Genomic DNA, 18171 nt, shown 5'->3' with positions numbered 1-18171 from the left:
TCAGACGAGGTCGACGATGTCCGCGATGGACTCCACGACCTTCGTCGGGCGGTAAGGGTAACGGTCGAGGTCGGCCCTGGTCGTCAGACCGGTCAGCACCAGGAAGGTCGTCATACCGGCCTCGAGACCGGCCAGCACATCGGTGTCCATCCGGTCGCCGATCATGGCGCTGGTCTCCGAGTGCGCACCGATGGTGTTCAGCGCGCTGCGCATCATCAGGGGGTTCGGCTTGCCGACGAAGTACGGCTCCTTGCCGGTGGCCTTGGTGATCAGCGCGGCGACCGAGCCGGTCGCGGGGAGCGCGCCCTCGGGGGAGGGACCGGTGTTGTCGGGGTTGGTGGCGATGAACCGGGCCCCGTCGTTGATCAGCCGGATCGCCTTGGTCAGCGCCTCGAAGGAGTACGTCCGGGTCTCGCCGAGGATCACGAAGTCGGGATCCGAGTCGGTCAGCACGTACCCGGCATCGTGCAGCGCCGTCGTCAACCCGGCCTCGCCGATGACGTAGGCGGTGCCGCCGGGGTGCTGGTTGTCCAGGAAGGCGGCGGTGGCCAGGGCCGAGGTCCAGATGTTCTCCACCGGCACCTCGAGGCCGATCCGGTTCAGCCGGGCGTGCAGATCGCGCGCCGTGTAGATCGAGTTGTTGGTGAGGACCAGGAACGGACGCCCGGTCTCCCGCAGCTTCTTGATGAACGCGTCCGCGCCGGGCACCGGGATGCCCTCGTGCATCAGCACCCCGTCCATGTCGGTGAGCCACGATTCGATGGGCTTGCGCTCTGTCATGGCGACCATGCTATGCACTCCGGATGTCACCTCCCCCATACGGAGCAATCGGGCCCCGCCAGGGATGCGCGACCAGGTGACCAGGAGGAGTCTCCAGATATCTGGAGGTTCACGATGGGCTCACTGAAAGTCACTCTCTGTGCAGGTGTCGCGGTCCTGGCGGCGCTCACCCCGACGGCGTACGCGGCGGACGGAGGCACTGTCTCGGTGACCCCCGCGTCCCCCGCCCCCGGCGCCGACGTGGCGCTCAGGATCAGCGGCTGCTCCGGTACGACGGGCTCGGCGGCGTCGGACGCGTTCGTCGCCGACGCGAAACTCGTCGGCACGGCCGGCACCCTCGCCGGCGAGACCCGGGTCCGCTCCTCGCTGGAACCGGGCAGCTACGACGTGAAGATCACCTGCGGGAGCGTGACGGTGAAGGGCGCGATCAAGGTCGTGGCGAACGAATCCGGATCGCCCTCCGCGCAGCCGCCCGCCTCGCCCGTCGCCCCCGTCCACGCGGGCGGTGGCGGCACCGCGCACCTCGCCGCCGTGGACGCCCGCGCGGCCGGTCCCGGTACCGCGCACGCGGTGGTCGGGCTGCTGCTGGCCGGTGTCGCCGCGACGGCCGTGGCGCTGCGCAGCGTCCGCCGGAGCCGTAGGCCCAGCCGGACGGACTGACCGGCCATGTTCGATCACGACCGGCCCGCCGAGCACGAGCGCTCCACCGGCACCGGACGGCTGCTGACCGGCGTGGCCTGGGCCGTGCTGCTGCTCGGCCTGTGGCTGTGGGGCCAGGACCTGACCGACATACGGCAGGGCATATCCGCGCCGACCACCGGCGACGTGGCCGCCGTCGGCCGTCCCGCCGAGGCCGAACTCCCGCCCGCGGCAAAGCCGTTGGGCGACGCCCTGCCGCAGCGCGTCGACATCCCCGACCTCGCCGTGCAGGCGCCGGTCGTGAACCGCGGCCTCGACGCGCAGGGCGCGATCGACCCACCGCCGTTCGACCAGGCCGGAGTCGTCGGCTGGTACGGCGGCGGGGTGCGGCCGGGGGCAGCCGGCACCGCGCTGATGGTCGGGCACGTCGACACCGAGACCCGGCCCGCCGTCTTCTACAAGCTCAGCACGCTGCGCCCGGGCCGCGTCATCCGTGTCGTCCGCGACGACGGCAAGGTCGCCGACTTCACCGTCGACGACGTACGCGTACTGACCCGCGCCCACTTCGACGCCCAACAGGCCTACGGCACAAGGCAGTCGGGCCGCGCCGAACTGCGCCTCATCACCTGCGGCGGCACCTTCGACCGCGCCGACCGCAGCTACACGGCGAACGTGATCGTGTCCGCCTACCTCACCGGAACCGGTTCCTGAACCGCACCTGGCCCGGCCGACGACCCGCTCCCCCCGAAGCCGCCGACCGGGCTGGTCCTCGACCGCGCGCGCCCGGGCTGCGGGAGTAACCCGGCGAACTGCGCGGGAGGCATGGGAAAACACCGTGGTGGAGGGTACGAACCGGCCGGGGGCTGGGGCCGTTCGAGTCGACTGTAGAACGAATGAGCGCCCGGGCCTAGAGGGCGAATGACGCCATGTCCCTACGTGGTAGCTCCCTGTCATATGCACAGGTGATTCAGGGTTCTACGGACCCCTCAACTCGGCATCGTCCACGCTCCGTTCGATCACCGACCGGGCCACCCGGTCCAGCGGCAGCCGACGTCGCCGCGCGTACTGGCGCAGCTCCATGAACGCCTCGTCGGTACCGACCTGCCAGCGCTCCGCGAGCATCCCCTTGGCCTGCTCGATCCGTACCCGGCTCGACAGCGCGTCCTGCAACTGCCCGGCCAGGGACCGGTATTGGGCGTACGTGCGATGGTTCTGCAGCCCCAGTCCCGCCGCGTCGGCCAGTGCCTGCGCCACCGCCAACTCCCAACGACCGCCGTCCGGGCCGCCGTTGGGCAGCGTCGGCACGAACACATTGAGCGCGCCGAGCAGCGTGTCCCGCCGCCGCACCGGCACCGCGAAGGTAGCCACGATCCCGTGCCGCAGCGCCCGCTCGGTGAACTCCGGCCAGCGGGCGGCCGCATGGGCCACCCCGATCGACACCGGCGCCACGGCCCGCCCGGAGCCGTAGCTCTCCAGACAGGGTCCGCCAGCGTGCTGGGCCGCCAGCAGATCGAGCGCCACCGCCTCCCGGTGACTGCTCCCGGCCAGCGACACGGCCTGACCGCCGTCGATCAGCATCACCCCGGCCGTCCACGCCGACAGCAGTTCCACGCAGTGGTCGGACAGCCGGCGCAGATAGTCCCCGGTGTCGAAGGTCTCGGTCAGCGTGTCGGCCGCCTCCACCAGCGCCGCGGCCAGCCGCCCCTCCCCGTTCGTACGGTGCATGACGGCCACCTTCCCCCTGCGCCCTAGGGCCGGGCGCCTACCCAACGCGGCCGTGCTGTAACAACCGGCCGACAACATCCCGGGCGTTCTCGTGGGCGGCACGCCACGTATGTCACGATTGAGCCTTGGATCGGTACAGCCAAGGGGGAGTTGGATGTACGGCAGCCAGGGGACCCCGGTCCCCTTCGGCACACGGGCGTCGGCACTGGTCCTGGGGGCGGCACTGCTCCTCGCGGGATGCTCGTCGGGGGGCGGGGACAAGAAGCCCGACGCGGGGGCGAAGATCAGCCAACAGCCCGGCGGCACCGACCCGATCTGGGTCAACCCGGACACCAACGCGGCCCGGCAGGTCGCCGCCTACGCCAAGGCCGGCAAGACCGCCGACGCCGAACAGATCAGGAAGATCGCCGAACAGCCCACCGGCGAGTGGATCGGCCCGGAGAACCCCAAGGCGGAGGCGCAGGGCTTCACCGAGGCCGCCGACAAGGCCGGCCGCACCGCCCTCCTCGTCCTCTACAACATCCCGCACCGCGACTGCGGTCAGTACTCCCAGGGCGGCGCGGGCGACGGCGACTCCTACCGCGCCTGGATCGACGCCGTGGCCCAGGGCATCGCCGACCGCTCCGCCACGCTGATCCTCGAACCGGACGCCCTGCTCCACCTGGTCGACGGCTGCACCCCCGCCCAGTTCCAGGACGAGCGCTACGACCTCCTGAACTACGCCATCACCAAGCTCAAGTCCCTCCAGCACACGAAGGTCTACCTCGACGCCGGAAACGCCGGCTGGGGCCACCCCGACGAGATCTACCAGCCCCTCCAACGAGCAGGCATCGCCAAGGCCGACGGCTTCGCCGTGAACGTCTCCAACTTCTACTCCACGCAAGACTCCATCGCGTACGGCAAACAACTCTCGGCCAAGACCGACAACAAACACTTCGTCATCGACACCAGCCGAAACGGCAACGGACCGTATACGGCAGGAGACGAGGACGAGAACTGGTGCAACCCGCCGGGCCGTTCCCTGGGCGAAACCCCGACGACAAAGACGGCAGACCCGTTGGTGGACGCCTACTTGTGGATCAAACGCCCGGGAGAGTCGGACGGCGAGTGCAAGGGCGGCCCGAAGGCGGGCGAGTGGTGGGCAAGTTATGCCTTGAAGCTGGCGCAAGCATCAAGGTCTTAGGGGCGCGGGGCTGTATCGATTTGCGGCTCCGCCGCGCGGGCGCGACCAGCCCCCACGCACCCGCACCCAACCGACAACCTTCTACGGCACCTTGACCCACACAGCCTTGCTCGGCGTCCCCTGATCATCATCCACGAACAGCATGTACCACCCCGACTGCACCAAGTTCTTGTCCTTGGGCACGGTCACCGTGATCTTGTTCCCGGCCGTCTTGAAGTCCAACGCGATAGACCGCTGATCCACATCCGTGACATGCGTGGACGCACTGGGCCGGATCAGCCGCACCTTCTTGATCGACGACGCGTGCTGCGAGGTGAACGTCCCGGACGAGCCGCGCGCAATGCTCTCCGGCCCCCCGGAAATATCCGGCCGAGAATCCCGGTACAGATACGGCGGCGTATAGATCTCGATCCGCTGCTCGAAAACCCCCGGCTTCGTGTTCGCCTTGTCCGCGTACAAGGAGTTGGACCCGAAGAACATCACCCGCCCGTCCGGCAGCAGGATCGACCCGGAGTGGTAGTTCCGCCCCACCAGCGGATCGGCGACCTTCTCGAAGGTGTTCGTGTCCGGGTGGTACAGCCGCGCCTGAAGGATGTCGGAGTCGCTCCGCCCCCGATAGTCCTCCGACCCGCCCGACACCAGCACGGTGTCGTCCGGCAGGATCGACGTCTGCGCGTACCGCGTGCCCTTCTCCAGCGTGGGCCCGTCCACGAACTTGGGGTTGGCGTCCTTGAGATCGACGAGCCGCGTCTTGTTCGTCGACAGCTTCGACTCACCGACACCCCCGCCCCCGATCACCATGTACTTCTCGTCCTGCGCCGGAGCGAGCAGCACGGTCGCCGAGGTCTCCATCATGTTCGGATCACTCAGCCCGGGAATCTTCGTGAACTGATTGGTGTCGACGTCCCAAATGCCGGGATCGCGGCCCACGTTGTCGGGTCCGTACCCCGCGTTCGACCCCGAGTAGAACAGCTTTCCGTTCTCCATCAGGAACAGCGCGGGATACGTCGGGAACTGCCGCTTGGTCTTCGTGTACGTCCACTTCTTCGTCGCCGGATCGAAGATCTCGTTCTTCCCCGGCACCAACTGCCCGATGTCGTCGAGCCCGGAGACGCTGAGCACCTTCCCGTCCGACAGCGTCGTCAGCGTCGGATACCAGCGCGCCTCGTTCATCGGATCGACCTTGATGTACTTCTCGGCGACCGGATCGAACTCGTAGGCGTTCTTGATCCCCTCGAAGTCCCGCTTGTCGAGCCCGAACTTGTTCCCGATGCCGTACGTGTTGCGCTCGTCGGCGCCGGTCAGCCCCTGGATCCGGTAGTTGTCCTGGGTGCCGGTCTCGTACTGGGTGCCCTCCTTGGGCGCCTCGACGACGACCCGGGCGTAACCGGGGTTGTTCCGCAGGAACCTGCCGGTCTTCTTGTCGAACACCTTGGTCGCGCGCGGAATCAGCGCCGAGTCCGTGGACACGAAGGTCTTGCCGTTCGCCTTGCCGGTGAACTTCGTGCCCTGGGGCAGTGTCATCGGCTTGTCGGGGTTCTCGTTGTAAAGGATCATGACGCCGCCGGCCTTCTTGACGTCACCCTTCAGCTTCTCGTACTTCTTTGTGCCGCCCGCGATGAGGATGTTGCCGTTGGCGAGCTGGGTGTGCCCGGTGCAGAACAGGTCGGCCGGGGTGGGCACCTTCTTGATGGTGCCCTTGACCGGGTCCCAGATCCGGGTGTCGAACCTCTTCGCGTTGAAGTTGTCCTGGTTGTTGCCCGACCCGGCGATGAGCAGCACCTTGCCGGTGCGCAGCAGCGCCGCGTGGATGGTGTCCTGCCGGTACTTCTTCGGGAACTGGATGATGTCCCAGTGCCCGTTGTCGGCCTTGTACTCGGGTTTGTTGATGACGTACTGGTGGTATCTCTCGGTGCCGAATCTGTACAGCCAGGGCCCGTTCATCCCGGCCAGGGCGATGACGACCACCGTGCTGATCGCGAGTCGACGGGCACGGCGCCGGCCGGCTTCCTTCATTCCTTACGTCCCCCCGGTCCGCCGAGCGCGATCTGCATGGTCTGCTCGCTGTTGGTGGCCGAGGCCGCCCAACTGGGCTTCTGCTGCGGCACATGCGCGGCCGGCACCGGCTGCGGCGGGACGGCGTCCCGGGGTTCGGCCGGGAGGGCGGGCGGCTGCTTCTTCTCCTGGCGCAGCATGTACCGCCAGGCCAGGATCGGCGACGCGGTGATCAGCAGGGCGAACGTGGCCCACGTGATCATCGCGGGGTGGGAGTGCCCGTTCTCGAACCCGGCCATCAGCGAGCCGCCGAAGATCAGGATGAAGAACCAGTGCACCCGGAACGTCCCGAACAGCGTGTCGGGGCTGGCCGAGTCACCCTTGGGCGTCACGACGAACTTGCTCTTCCTGCGCAGTACGGCGTCGAAGAGCGAGCGCGCGTAGATCGGCGCCGACAGCGCGGACATCACCATGCCGGCGACCCCGCCCGACCCCTCCGGCTCGTGCGGGGAGACGTTGTGGCGGCGGTTCCAGATGTAGAGGCCGATCTGCAGCGCGGACGCGTTGCCGTAGAGCATCAGCCACATCGTCGGGTCGATGTTCACACCCGAGGCGCCCAGCCCCAGGAACAGGGCGCAACTCAGCGCCGCCAGTATCCAGTTGAGGGCCGACATCGGATAGAAGATGATCATCATCGTGTAGTTGAAGAGCTTGCCCGGAGGCATCGAGAAGAAGCCCTTCCAGTACTGCTTGAGGATCGTCTCGTACGTCCCGCGCGACCACCGGAGCTGCTGGGTGAAGAAGTCCGTCCAGGCGCTGGGCCCTTCGCCGACCGCGAGGACGTCCGGTGTGTAGACCGACTTCCACTTCTTGCCGGTGGCCGGGTTCTTGGCCCGGTGCATCTCGAAGCCGGTGGCCATGTCCTCGGTGATCGAGTCGTACAGCCCGCCGATCTGCTGAAGTGCCTTGATCCGTACGGCGTTCGACGTGCCGACGAACATCGGCGAGCCGTAGCGGTTGCCGGCCCGCTGGATCAGGGCGTGGAAGAGGAACTGCTGCGACTCGGCGGCCTTGGTGACCGGGGTGTCGTAATTGCCGTACACCTGGGGGCCGATGACGAAGCCGACGTCCGGGTCGCGGAAGAAACCGAGCATCCGCTCCAGGTAGTTGGGCAGCGGCACGTGGTCGGTGTCGACGGAGGCGAAGTAGTCGTACTCGTCGCCGTGCGCCTCCAGCCAGGCGTTGTAGTTGCCGTGCTTGGTCTTCGCGCGGTTGGGTCCCTTGGGCCGGTTCCACTTCTCGACTCCCTTGCGGGAGAAGTGGTGTACGCCGAGCCGCCCGCAGACGGCCTTGACCTCGGGATCGTCGCCCTCGTCGAGGAGCCACACGTGCAGAAGCCCCCGGTGGCGCAGCCGTACGGCCGCCTCCAAGGTCTTGGTGACCATCTCCAGGGGCTCCTTGCCGGGCACGAACGTCGTGATGAACGCGACTCTCGTGCCGGTCTCGGGCACCACCGGGATCGGGTCGCGGGCGACCAGCGTGGCGTGCGCGTTGGACAGCACGTTCATGCAGCGGAAGAACTCGATCAGCCCGATCGCGACCAGCATCACGATGTCCAGCGCGGGCAGGAAGTCGTAGGCGGGATAGTCGCGTTGGGTCCAGTGCTTGGGCTGCAGCAGCCAGCCCAGCAGGATCAGGGACAGCAGCGGCGCCGCACCCAGCATGAGCGCGGCGCGGACGCGGTGCGTCTCCTGCGACAGCAGCGACCGGTACTGGACCTTGTACGGCCGGTCCGGGGCGGGCTGGGTGAGGGGTCCCGCAAGGCGGCTGTAGTGCTCGTAGTCGTATCTCGGAAGTGTCTTCTTGATCCGGCGGAAGCTGCCGGTCCGGTGTCCCGGGACTCTGAGTTCGGTGGTTTGTGACGGGTCGAAGCCCTGTCGGGCGCCCGTCGGCGTCGACGTCATGAGTCATCCCCCCACACGCAAAAACGCGCGTGTTTGTTTGTCGCGGCCGCCCGTCAGGGTCCCCCTCGACCCTCGACGGGCGTGTCAGTGGTGGCCACAGTCACCACACAGTCCACTCACAAAGACATGCGACTGCGACCGTCCGGTTGCGCGATGCCCCCTCAGACATCTGTTCCCGGGCGGGGCCCCTCCTCCCCGCGAAACCGCGCAACCGGTTCCGTACCCCCTCAACTGCCGTGTACCGACAGCATCTTCAAAACCAGGGTTCTACGGTGTTCATCTTGATCGCAAGACACGAAACGCGCTGTTTACCGGTCATACGCGTTCATTGGGGCGCGTGTGAGGATCAGGTGGAGTCGTTGTGGACAACCTTGTGCGCACGTTGTCGAAGTGTTCCCTTATGGCCTTCTCGGCGCGTTTCGCATCCCCGGACCGGACCGCGTCGAGGATCTCCCGGTGCTGACGACAGGTGACTTCGGGGTCCTGCGGGCCGGTGGCGAGATCGGCGCGGACGCGGTGGAAGGCGTCCCAGAAGGCTTCCAGGACCTCGCTCAGCAGCGCGTTGTCCAGCCCCCGGTAGAGAGTGGCGTGAAAGGCGCGGTCGGTGGCCGCGAGCCCGACTCCCTCGGCGGCCTCCCGCTCCATCTGCCGTACCAGCGCGTCGAGTTCGACGAGATCCCGGTCCGGCAGCCGCCCCGCGAGCCTCGCGACGAGCCCCGACTCCACCGCCTCCCGCAGTTCGAGCAGCTGCAGCAGACTGTCCTCGCCCCGGTAGTGCCCGACGACGGTGCGGAACGCGAGGCCCTCGACCATCGGCGCGAGCGACATCGGCCCGACGTACGTCCCGAACCCGTGCCGGATCTCGACGATCCCCATCGCCTGCAGGGCCTTGAGCGCCTCGCGCACCGAGTTCCGGCTCGCGCCGAGGAACACCATCAGCTCGGGCTCGGTCGGCAGCGGCGCCCCCGAGGGCAGCCGACGGTCGAGGATGAGCTTCTTGATCCGCTCCTGGAGGTCACGGGCTGCCATGGCGAGAGGGTAACCGGCCAAACAAGGAACAGGCCCCTCGTCGGTACGAGGAGCCTGGTCGATCAATGGCCCTGAAGGCCGGGCGCGGTCTCACGGGCGGCGGCCCGGTCGAGGCAGATGATGACCCACTCGGCCAGGTTGCGGCCGTGGCGCTCGGCGGCCTGCACCCACTTTCGCTCCTGCTCGCTGCTGACGCTCACCTGGAGGCGTACCTCCTGCGCCCGTTTGTCGTCCGGAACGGTCAGGGTCTGGCGCACCTGCTGGCGCAGCGTGTTCCGCGACCAGCCCTCCCGCGCGGCGCGCTCCAGCCACCGCCCGCGCTCGGCGGGCTGCAGCGAGGCCACTTCCGCATGGTGCTGGAAACTGAGCCTCGCATGCCGTTCCAGGACGGAGAACCTCTTCGATATCCAGGCGTAGTTCCGCAATGTTTTGTAGTTGAGTCCTGTTTCGCCGATTGCCTGGCGATAGCGGCCCGGGTATTTGTTCTCGCCGTATACGAGCCAGTCGCCGAGCCACCAGCAGGAGGAGTCCGACATCAGGAAGAGATGCCTGCCGAACCGTTTCCAGCCCGCCAGTGAGAAGTCGGGCGGAAGGAGGAGCGCGGTGCGGCGAGTGAGTTCCGGATCAATGGGAGAAAGAGCAGGGATCTTGCGTATGTCGGCCGTGTCGGCGTAGTTCCCCATGCGGTCACTTCCCTCGACAGAGGACTGGCAGACGGTCTGCTGAGGAAAGTGTGGAGAATCTGTAACGGGTTTGTCCCGCGCTGTGCCGTTGAGCGGACCGGCGTCAGCGGGAGGCCGTGCGGTAGCCGACGCGCACGGCCGACACCCACTCCCGGCCCAGGGCGTCCAGGTCGGCGCTCAGCGGCGCGTCGCCGACGACGGAGACCGAGCGGGCACCGGAGTCCACCTGGGCACCGAGGAAGTCACCGGACTCGCGGGCCACCAGTACCGCGGTGCACCGGGGCGGTGCGTCGGCGTCCGCCACCTCGGTGGCGGGCCACAGACCGTCGCGTTTGATCCACGAGACCCCGGTGCCCTCCAGCGTGCTGTGGACCTCGCCCAACACACCGCTCTCGTGGTCCGCATACCGCTGTGCGGCCCGCCGGGTCGGCTGCGGGTACCGGGTCTTGACCCCCAGCGCCAGGTCGATGATCGCCGGTTCCATGGGGGCCCCGGTCGCCAGGTGCCACAGCGCGGTGATCGCGTCGCCGGGCAGCCGCGCGGCCACCTCCATCAGTACGGCGGTGCCCCGCGACAGCCGGAACTCGGCGTGCGTGATCCCGTCGCGCAGGCCGATCTTCGTCAGCACCCCGGCGTTCGCCGAGGTCAGCGCGGCCTCCTCGGCCGCCGTGAGACCGGGCGCCGGGCAGATGTGCCCCATCTCGGTGAAGAAACGCCCGCCGTCCTCGTTGGTGCGCTTGGCGGTGATGCCCGACCACAGCACGTCGCCGTCGTGGACCAGCGCCTCGACGGAGAACTCGGGGCCCTCCACCAGCTCTTCGAGCAGTACGGACTCCTCGGGGCCGAACTGGCCGAGGGCCGCCCGCAGTTGCCCGGCGTCGTCGACCCTGCACACGCCCGAGCTGTACATGCGGCCGGCGGGTTTGACGACCGCCGGGTAGCAGGGCGGTTCGGCCCGGGAACGCTCGGCCGGGGCGACGGCACGCCAGCGCGGACCGAACGCGTTCAGCGCCGTACGCTGCATGACCTTGTCCCGGCAGACGCGGGACGCCCAGCCGCCGGGGCCGGGCAGCCGCAGCAGCTCGCCGAGTGCGCCGGCCGGGTCCACGAAGACCTCGCCGCAGCAGACGGACCCCTTCACCTCGTACTCCCGCACCCAGTCCTGTACCGCGCAGAGCACGGTGTCCACCGCGGCGTCCGGTACCCGGATCACCTCGGTCAGGAGCGACAGCGGATGCGCGGGGTCGGCCATGTGGACGCGCAGCCGGTCCATGGGCGTGTCCGGTCCGACCAGGACCAGCGGGACCAGGTTCCGGGAGACGATCTCCTCGATCAGCCGGGTCTGCCGTGCCAGGACGACCAGGTCGCTCATCACGACGACCGCGGGCCTGCGGGACACCGGGGGCGGTTCGGTGGCGGGCATGGAATCACCTCACAGAGGATGGGCGGGAGAGACCGGGGCTCCGCCCGGCTCGGTGACGGGTGGAGCGGGTATCGCCACCGCGACCGCGGCGCGCATGCGCAGCACGAACACGGTGAAGACGGCGAACGCCAGGGCGAGCAGCGCGACGAAGAGGGTGATGGACACCCGCAGGCCCAGGACACCCCCGGCCCAGCCGCCGAGCAGGGCACCCAGCCCGATCGGCCCGAAGGCGAGCAGGCGGTAGGCGGCCGAGACACTGCCCAACCGCTGCGGCGGGGTGAGGAGTTGGCGCAGTGAGACGGCGTGCACGTTGTACAGCGTCATGCCGTATCCGTAGACCAGGAAGGCGATGCTCGCCGTCGTCATCAGTACGGGGCGGGAACCCCGGGCGAAGACCAGCAGCACGGGCGTGAGCGAGGCCAGCCCCATGCCGACCACCAGGGCCCGCACGGTGGACATCCGGCCGCCCCGGCCGCCGGCCGCCACCGCTCCTACGACGGTGCCGACGCCGCCCACCGTGATCGTCAGGCCGACGGCGCCGGGGGACAGCCCCCAGACCCGGACGGCGAGCAGCAGATAGATCGTCAGGACCGCCTGCTCCAGGCCGTTGAAGACGGCGGCCTGGACGGTCGTCACCCGCAGGACGGGGTGGCGCAGCAGAAAACCCACGCCGGACAGCGTCGCGGCGCGGACCCGGGGCTGCCGCCCGGAGTCCGGGACCGGGCGGCGGGGAATCCGCAGCCCCAGGCTCAGCAGGCCGGCGGCGAGACAGAGCGCGCTGATCACCAGAGGTCCGGGGCCCGCGCCGAACCGGTCGTAGAGCAGACCGGCGGCGCCTGGGGCACCCACCTGGCACAGGCAGTACACGAACTCCAGCCGGCCGTTCGCCGCGACGAGCCGGTTCGGCGGCACCAGGTCCGGTGGCACGGTCTGCGCGCACAAGTCGGCGAAGGCCACCAGACAGCCCATGACGGTACAGACGCCCACCAGCACCAGCACGCGATGCCGGCCGTCGCCGTAGAGCGGAACCAGCAGCAGCGTGACGCTGTTGCCCAGAAAGGCGGCGGCGAAGCAGGTGCGACGGTCCCAGCGGTCGAAGGCGCCGCCGAACAGCAGCGCCACCACCACGACCGGGAAGTACTGGAGCGCGCCGAGGAAGCCCAGCACGGCGGGGCTGACGCCGTAGCCGCTGATCGCGAGCAGGGGCAGGAAGAGCAGTGCCACCTTGGCGCCGACCTGTGCGCAGACCTGGATCAGCCAGAACCGGAGGAAGGGGCCGGTCAGGACCCGTCCGGCGGCGCCGCTCACAGCAGTTCCGCCAGGGCCGCGCCCTCGATGGCCTCGGCGACGGTCCTGGAACTGCCGACGAGTGCCCGCAGAGTGCCGGAGTTGGCCGCGGCCACCTGCTCGTCGAGTCCCTCCAGGACACTGCGCTCACCGAGGTCCAGCATCCACAGCCCGTGCAGCCGCCCGCCCCGCAGGGCCTTGGCCTCGGCCGCCTCGATGCCCGCGTGGATACGGCGCACACCGCGCCCGGAGGCCTCCTCCAGCGGAAGGTAGTAGACGAGGTTGAAGTACTCCCCGGCTCCGGCCACGGCCTCGTAGTCGAATCCGGCGGCCCGCAGGAAGAGGGCGTCGCCGAACACGTAGTACAGACAGAAGCCGATCGGTCTGCCGTCGGACGCGCGGGCGAGGAAGACCTCGCCGCGTCCCGACATCGCGCGGGCCTGCGCCTCGAAGGACTCGGCGAGTTCCTTGGCGTCGGCCGGATGTCCGTAGCGGCGCTGGGTGCAGGCCAGCAGATGTCCGGCCTCCTCGCAGCACTCCGCCAGGGGCAGGTGCTCCACCCGGTATCCGGCCTCCTGGAACCGGCGGCGCTCCCGGCGCACCCGGACGGAGCGCTTGTACCCGAGGTGCTCCAGATAGCCCGCCCAGCCGCCGTCGGGGACGGGGATCCAGGCCTCCAGCTGGAGCAGGACCGGCGGCGCGGTCACCCCGGCCCGCCGGAAGGCCCCGACGGTACGGTCGTCCAGGTACATCGCGAGGCACGGCACCGGGTCCCGCGGCGGGGTTCCGGTGAGTTCCCGGGTCCCGGTGTCGGCGGCCAACCGGCGCAGTTCGGGGAGCAGTTCGGCGGCGGCCCGGTCGTGGGACAGGTCCGGGGAGTGCAGCAGCTGCGTGTGGTAGCCGCGGTGCTGACCCGCCATCAGGCCCGTCGGGCCGGGGCTCGGCAGACCGAGCCCGGTCAGTTTCTCGTGCCACTGGTAGAAGGAGTTGTCCATGCTCCGTACGGCCGTGACCGGGACCGCCGACCGGGGCCGGTCCACGCCTCCGGTGAACACGGCGCCGACACGGCCCGGATCGTCCCCGTGGCAGAACGCGAGCCAGCCGGACGACGCGTACAGATGGGGACCGGCCAGGCGGTCCCAGCCACCGGGAGCGATGCCCCCGGTGGCCGTGGCGAAGGCGTTCATCCCTGCCTCGCGCGGTGGTCGGTCCCCTGGGCCCTGCGGTGGTGGAGGGCCCCGCCGGCGCGGGCGCCCCGGCGCCGGCCGGCGAGCCGCTCGGCCGTGGCCGTCACACCGGCTCCTTCCGCAGGTCGTCGGGGACGATCTCGTTCGCCGTCAGCTGGTCGACGGTCTGCCGGGCCCGGATGAGCGCGAAGGAACCGTCCGGGCGGCGCAGCACCTCGGGCGCCTCCGGGTAGGAGTTGAAGTTCTTCATCGCCATGCCGGCGCAGTAGCCGCCGGACCGTTCCACGACGAGGTAGTCGCCGGGCTCCACGGCACCGAGCCGGACCGGGCTGAGCTCCTCGACGGAGCCGGGGCGGGTGGTCAGCACGTCACCGGCGATGCAGCAGTGGCCGGCCACATCGCTGAGCGGGCCCTCCGGAGGCAGTTCGCCCTGCCGGTCCACGGCCACCAGGGGGTGCGGCGAGCCGTAGTAGGAGGGGCGCAGGATCTCGGTGAGCCCGGCGTTGATCTTCACGAACCTCCGGCCCTCGTCGCCGGTGGTCACCACGTCGATGACCTTGGCCACGATCGACCCGGCGTTCGCGACGAGGAAGGTGCCGGGCTCCATCTCCATGTGCAGCGCGCGGCCCGTCGCCTCGGCGAACAGGCGCAGGTCGGAGGCGAGTTCCCCGGCCCACTCGGAGTGGTCGTACTCGGGATCGTCCGCCATCACGCTGATGCGGTAGCCGCCCCCGAGGTCCACGGCACGGACGTCGGCGAAGTCCTGGGCGATCTCCAGCAGCCGGCGCGCGGCCGGCAGGAGGACGTCGGCGTGGTGGCCGGAGCCGATATGCACATGGAGCCGGGTCACCGTGAGGGAGTGGCGCTCGGCGACGGCCTTCACCTCGGCCACCTGCTCGTGCCAGATGCCGAAGCTGGAGTCCGGGCCGCCCGAGGTCAGCCGGCGGACCAGGCCCGAGCCGAAGCCGGGGTTGATGCGCACGGACACCGTGGTGCCGGGGAAGGACTCGCCGTACTCGGTGAGCTGCTGGAGCGACCCGGCGTCGAACTGCAGCCCCCGGCGTATCAGTGCGGGCAGCTCGGCCGAGCCGAAGTCCGCCTCCTGGGCGGTCAGCAGGATCTTCTCCGGTGCCACGCCGGCCCGGACGGCCCGGACGACCTCCCATACGGAGCTGGCGTCGAAGTGGACGCCCAGGTCGTCGAAGACACGGATCACCGCGGCGCTGGGCGATGCCTTGAGGGAGTAGCGGACGGTGTGCCCGAAGGCGCTGGGGAGCTGCTGGAGCAGGGCGACCCCGTCGCGGACGCGCTGTTCGTCGTAGACGAATACGGGGGTGCCGAACGTCTCGGCGACCTGGCGTACTTCGCTCGGCGAGAGGAATTTGAGCCGTTCCAACGGGCGGTTGTCCGGGGAGTCGGTCGATGCGGGCATCAGGGATTCTCCGTTCGTGTGGGCCTGTCGTCAGCGGGTCATGCAGTTCTCGGAGTTGTCCTGGTAGGTGATCCGGCCGGTGAAGACGTCCCGGTAGAAGGACCAGTAGGACGGCGCCACGGTCTCCACGCGGTCCTCGATCACCCGGTGCAGGGCACGCACGTTGACCATCGGGACGCCCTGGTGGAAGTGGTGCGCGGTGTGCACGTCGTTGCCGTTGGTGAACCACTTCGCGAAGCGGCCGGCCTCGATGGTGCGGGTGTTGGACAGGACGTCGGGGTCCGTCTGGGTGTTGAGGCCGTAGTGCTCCGGCATCTCGATGAGGAAGTGGGTCGGCTCCGCCACCAGCAGGGTGGGCAGCACCCAGACCCAGACCAGATAGAGGTCCCGGGCCGCCACCGAGTAGACGACCGCGGCGGCGAACAGGACGGCGAAGAGCTGGTACTCCGTGCGGATCTTCTTCGCCGCCAGCGTCTTGGTGATCCCCGGGTCGGTACGGCCCAGCAGGGACCGGCCGGTGTCCCTGGCGACGTCGTTGTACCGGCCCAGGTGGTACGCCCCGCGCAGGAAGCCGGGTAACGATCCCAGGCCCTGGAAGCGGTAGTTGAAGAACTCCTGGTTCTGCGGGGTGCCGAGATACGCGTGGTGGCGCAGGTGGTCGTGCTTGTAGTGCCAGTACGAGGTCAGCATCGGCACACCGGCGAGGAATCCCATGAGGCGGTTCAGCGAACGCCGGTTGTACGCGTGCTCGTGCAGGCACTCGTGCTGGAGCTCCACCAGGTGCGCGTACATGAGCCCGTTGACGACCACGGTGACCGCGATCACCCACCACACCGGCTCGAGGGCCACGGCGGTCCAGGCGGCGGCGACCGCCACCACGGCGACGACGAATTTCGCGGTGAAGACGGACGGTCGTTTGACGAACATTGACTTCGGGAGTTTGCGGCGCTCGTCCGTGCCGCGGACCGGGGCGAGTAGGACGTTGGTGGTTCCGTCGAGATCAGGTTCGACTGTCTGGCTCAATTTGCTTTCCTCCTTGTCAAAGATGCCGGGAATCCTTGCGTGGCGACTTGAAATACGGCAAGGAACGGCTGAGGAGGTGCCTGGAACTCCGCTTCGCTATTCAGCGGTCGCATGTCCCGCCGGCGAGACGCGGGGAAGGCGCGCAAACGACCGAAGGGCACCCTCCGCTGAGGAGGATGCCCTTCGGTCGCTGTCTGTGCGCCGCCAGGGACTCGAACCCCGGACCCGCTGATTAAGAGTCAGCTGCTCTAACCAACTGAGCTAGCGGCGCCTGCTGACCCGGACAACTCTACCGGACGCGGAGGGGTGCTCCTGACCACCCCCGCGGGCTCCCGCCGGGCCCTTGTACATCATTCGGACCGTCAACATGCGAGTCCGGAAGACAGTTGAGAAACTGGCGGACGTGCACGAGCGCGGAATTTTCCACCTGGAGTGTGAGGGGCATCGCATGGAGACTCCGGTATTCGAGGAATTCGATCCCGCGAGCGATTGTGATTGCCCAGGATGTGTTCACCGGCGGCGCGCCCTGCCGCATTCCCCGACCGGTCACCCCGTCGCCGGGCGGGTTCTCGTGGTGGCCGCCGCCGCGTCCGCGACCCTCGCCGCCGGGCACGCCGTACCGGCCCTCGCCGCCCCCCACACCTCGCCCCGCCCCGGCGTCCCCGCAGGTGACACGGGTGACGAACCCGCCACCCCGCAGGGCACCAAGGCCCCGCTGCACGGCCCGAGCGGGAAACCGGCGAAGCCGGCCGGTGTCCTCAAGGCGCCCGCGACCACCCGCGCGGAGATCATCAACCGGGCCAAGACCTGGATCGCGGCGCAGGTGCCGTACAGCATGAACGACTACTGGTCCGACGGTTACCGGCAGGACTGCTCGGGGTTCGTCTCGATGGCCTGGGGGCTGCCGGGGAACGAATGGACCGGCAGCCTCGACCAGTACGGGACGCGTATTTCCAAGGAGGAACTGGAGCCCGGCGACATTCTGCTGTTCCACAATCCGGAGAATCCAGAGAAGGGCTCCCACGTCGTCATCTTCGGCGGCTGGACCGACTACACGCACACCTACTACATCGCCCTGGAGGAGACCCCCTCGCACGCCCGGCGCCAGTCCACGCCGTACGCGTACTGGAGCCACTCCGCCAACTACGTCCCCTACCGCTACAAGGGCCTGACGATGAGCGCGGCGGAGGTGAACCCGAAGCCCGCGGTGCCTTCGAAGCCCGCCGTGCCCCCGGTGACACCGGCCGGCGCGGTCACGCCGAAGACGGCGTACCCGGGAGCGGCGTATTTCGGCCCCGGAGCCAACAACAAGTACGTCACCCAGCTCGGCACGATGCTCGTCGCCCGCGGTGCCGGCGCCTACTACACCGCGGGCCCCGGCCCGGTCTGGTCGGACGCGGACCGGCTGGCCACCCGGGCCTTCCAGCAGGCCCAGGGCTGGACCGGCGCGGACGCGGACGGCCTGCCGGGACCGCTGACCTGGGAACTGCTGATCACGGGCAAGGGCAGGAACATCGGCGGCGGCGCGGTCGTCGGAGCGGCGGGCCCGCCCGCCTCGCACGCTGTCCCCGGCTATCCCGGCCGGGGCATGTTCCGCCCGGGCGCGACCAACAAGTACGTCACCGAGCTCGGAAAGCAGCTGGTCAAGAAGGGCTTCGGCAAGTACTACACGACCGGCCCGGGACCGCGCTGGGGCGAGCCGGACCGGCGCAACGTCGAGGCCTTCCAGCGCGCCCAGGGCTGGCGGGGCGGCGCGGCGGACGGCTACCCGGGGCCGGAGACCTGGCGCCGGCTCTTCTCCTGACAAGGCTCATCCACCCG

15 protein-coding genes and 1 tRNA gene are annotated in these 18171 nt (G+C 69.2%); 4 read left to right on the top strand and 12 right to left on the bottom strand.

Annotated elements, in window-relative coordinates; genetic code table 11:
• Window positions 1-780 carry an HAD-IIA family hydrolase gene (locus SSP08S_RS01755; RefSeq protein ID WP_026178095.1) on the bottom strand — a complete coding sequence of 260 codons (780 nt, stop codon included), beginning with the start codon at window positions 778-780 and terminating at the stop codon, window positions 1-3.
• Between the two features lie 114 nt (window positions 781-894).
• On the opposite strand from SSP08S_RS01755, the gene SSP08S_RS01750 reads away from it, so the two are divergent.
• Together SSP08S_RS01750 and SSP08S_RS01745 are read left to right on the top strand one after the other, a co-directional pair.
• Window positions 895-1440: a hypothetical protein gene (locus tag SSP08S_RS01750; protein ID WP_019065850.1), complete on the top strand. Its 546-nt coding sequence runs from the start codon at window positions 895-897 to the stop codon at window positions 1438-1440.
• A gap of 6 nt (window positions 1441-1446) precedes the next feature.
• Entirely contained in the window at window positions 1447-2130 is a 684-nt protein-coding gene (locus SSP08S_RS01745; protein ID WP_019065849.1) for a class F sortase, read from the top strand.
• 264 nt (window positions 2131-2394) lie between these two features.
• Here the strand turns inward: SSP08S_RS01745 and SSP08S_RS01740 are convergent, their stop codons facing one another.
• Entirely contained in the window at window positions 2395-3144 is a 750-nt protein-coding gene (locus SSP08S_RS01740) for a GAF and ANTAR domain-containing protein (RefSeq protein WP_019065848.1), read from the bottom strand.
• Window positions 3145-3298: 154 nt separating this feature from the next.
• Between SSP08S_RS01740 and SSP08S_RS01735 the strand changes: the two genes are divergently transcribed.
• The gene (locus tag SSP08S_RS01735) at window positions 3299-4327 is read left to right on the top strand and encodes a glycoside hydrolase family 6 protein (RefSeq protein WP_019065847.1); all 1029 of its coding nucleotides are present in this window, start codon (window positions 3299-3301) and stop codon (window positions 4325-4327) included.
• Between the two features lie 81 nt (window positions 4328-4408).
• Here SSP08S_RS01735 and glxA read toward each other — a convergent pair whose 3' ends face one another.
• The 10 genes from glxA to SSP08S_RS01680 form a co-directional block, all read right to left on the bottom strand.
• A complete protein-coding gene (glxA, locus tag SSP08S_RS01730) occupies window positions 4409-6343 on the bottom strand; it encodes a radical copper oxidase GlxA (protein WP_019065846.1) in 1935 nt (644 codons plus the stop codon).
• The gene (locus SSP08S_RS01725; RefSeq protein WP_019065845.1) at window positions 6340-8286 is read right to left on the bottom strand and encodes a glycosyltransferase family 2 protein; all 1947 of its coding nucleotides are present in this window, start codon (window positions 8284-8286) and stop codon (window positions 6340-6342) included. Before SSP08S_RS01725 ends, glxA begins: the two co-directional genes overlap by 4 nt.
• A 315-nt stretch (window positions 8287-8601) precedes the next feature.
• On the bottom strand, window positions 8602-9315 hold the full coding sequence (locus SSP08S_RS01720) for a FadR/GntR family transcriptional regulator (protein ID WP_019065844.1): 714 nt from the start codon (window positions 9313-9315) through the stop codon (window positions 8602-8604).
• A 62-nt stretch (window positions 9316-9377) separates the two neighbouring features.
• The gene (locus SSP08S_RS54685; protein WP_019065843.1) at window positions 9378-9998 is read right to left on the bottom strand and encodes an LmbU family transcriptional regulator; all 621 of its coding nucleotides are present in this window, start codon (window positions 9996-9998) and stop codon (window positions 9378-9380) included.
• 103 nt (window positions 9999-10101) lie between these two features.
• Window positions 10102-11421, bottom strand: coding sequence for an ATP-grasp domain-containing protein (locus SSP08S_RS01710; protein ID WP_019065842.1), 1320 nt, complete (start codon window positions 11419-11421; stop codon window positions 10102-10104).
• 9 nt (window positions 11422-11430) lie between these two features.
• A complete protein-coding gene (locus tag SSP08S_RS01705; protein ID WP_019065841.1) occupies window positions 11431-12729 on the bottom strand; it encodes an MFS transporter in 1299 nt (432 codons plus the stop codon).
• Window positions 12726-13895: a GNAT family N-acetyltransferase gene (locus SSP08S_RS01700; protein WP_019065840.1), complete on the bottom strand. Its 1170-nt coding sequence runs from the start codon at window positions 13893-13895 to the stop codon at window positions 12726-12728. The genes SSP08S_RS01705 and SSP08S_RS01700 overlap by 4 nt, the downstream gene beginning before the upstream one ends.
• A gap of 103 nt (window positions 13896-13998) precedes the next feature.
• A complete protein-coding gene (locus SSP08S_RS01690) occupies window positions 13999-15327 on the bottom strand; it encodes a diaminopimelate decarboxylase (RefSeq protein ID WP_019065838.1) in 1329 nt (442 codons plus the stop codon).
• 30 nt (window positions 15328-15357) lie between these two features.
• Window positions 15358-16350 carry a fatty acid desaturase family protein gene (locus tag SSP08S_RS01685; protein ID WP_019065837.1) on the bottom strand — a complete coding sequence of 331 codons (993 nt, stop codon included), beginning with the start codon at window positions 16348-16350 and terminating at the stop codon, window positions 15358-15360.
• A gap of 197 nt (window positions 16351-16547) precedes the next feature.
• Window positions 16548-16621 (bottom strand) — tRNA-Lys (locus SSP08S_RS01680).
• Window positions 16622-16798: 177 nt separating this feature from the next.
• Here SSP08S_RS01680 and SSP08S_RS01675 point away from each other — a divergent pair.
• A complete protein-coding gene (locus tag SSP08S_RS01675; protein WP_026178093.1) occupies window positions 16799-18154 on the top strand; it encodes a peptidoglycan-binding protein in 1356 nt (451 codons plus the stop codon).
• Window positions 18155-18171 lie beyond the last annotated feature (17 nt).

The sequence above is a fragment of the Streptomyces hokutonensis genome (assembly GCF_000376565.1).
GTDB lineage: Bacteria > Actinomycetota > Actinomycetes > Streptomycetales > Streptomycetaceae > Streptomyces > Streptomyces hokutonensis.
Note: the sequence above shows the minus strand (reverse complement) of the source record. Positions and strands in the feature narration are given on the sequence as shown.

Coding starts and splice junctions, on each gene's coding strand:
- SSP08S_RS01755 (WP_026178095.1), bottom strand. CDS start 780: ATGACAGAGCGCAAGCCCATCGAATCGTGGCTCACCGACATGGACGGG.
- SSP08S_RS01750 (WP_019065850.1), top strand. CDS start 895: ATGGGCTCACTGAAAGTCACTCTCTGTGCAGGTGTCGCGGTCCTGGCG.
- SSP08S_RS01745 (WP_019065849.1), top strand. CDS start 1,447: ATGTTCGATCACGACCGGCCCGCCGAGCACGAGCGCTCCACCGGCACC.
- SSP08S_RS01740 (WP_019065848.1), bottom strand. CDS start 3,144: ATGCACCGTACGAACGGGGAGGGGCGGCTGGCCGCGGCGCTGGTGGAG.
- SSP08S_RS01735 (WP_019065847.1), top strand. CDS start 3,299: ATGTACGGCAGCCAGGGGACCCCGGTCCCCTTCGGCACACGGGCGTCG.
- glxA (WP_019065846.1), bottom strand. CDS start 6,343: ATGAAGGAAGCCGGCCGGCGCCGTGCCCGTCGACTCGCGATCAGCACG.
- SSP08S_RS01725 (WP_019065845.1), bottom strand. CDS start 8,286: ATGACGTCGACGCCGACGGGCGCCCGACAGGGCTTCGACCCGTCACAA.
- SSP08S_RS01720 (WP_019065844.1), bottom strand. CDS start 9,315: ATGGCAGCCCGTGACCTCCAGGAGCGGATCAAGAAGCTCATCCTCGAC.
- SSP08S_RS54685 (WP_019065843.1), bottom strand. CDS start 9,998: ATGGGGAACTACGCCGACACGGCCGACATACGCAAGATCCCTGCTCTT.
- SSP08S_RS01710 (WP_019065842.1), bottom strand. CDS start 11,421: ATGCCCGCCACCGAACCGCCCCCGGTGTCCCGCAGGCCCGCGGTCGTC.
- SSP08S_RS01700 (WP_019065840.1), bottom strand. CDS start 13,895: ATGAACGCCTTCGCCACGGCCACCGGGGGCATCGCTCCCGGTGGCTGG.
- SSP08S_RS01690 (WP_019065838.1), bottom strand. CDS start 15,327: ATGCCCGCATCGACCGACTCCCCGGACAACCGCCCGTTGGAACGGCTC.
- SSP08S_RS01675 (WP_026178093.1), top strand. CDS start 16,799: ATGGAGACTCCGGTATTCGAGGAATTCGATCCCGCGAGCGATTGTGAT.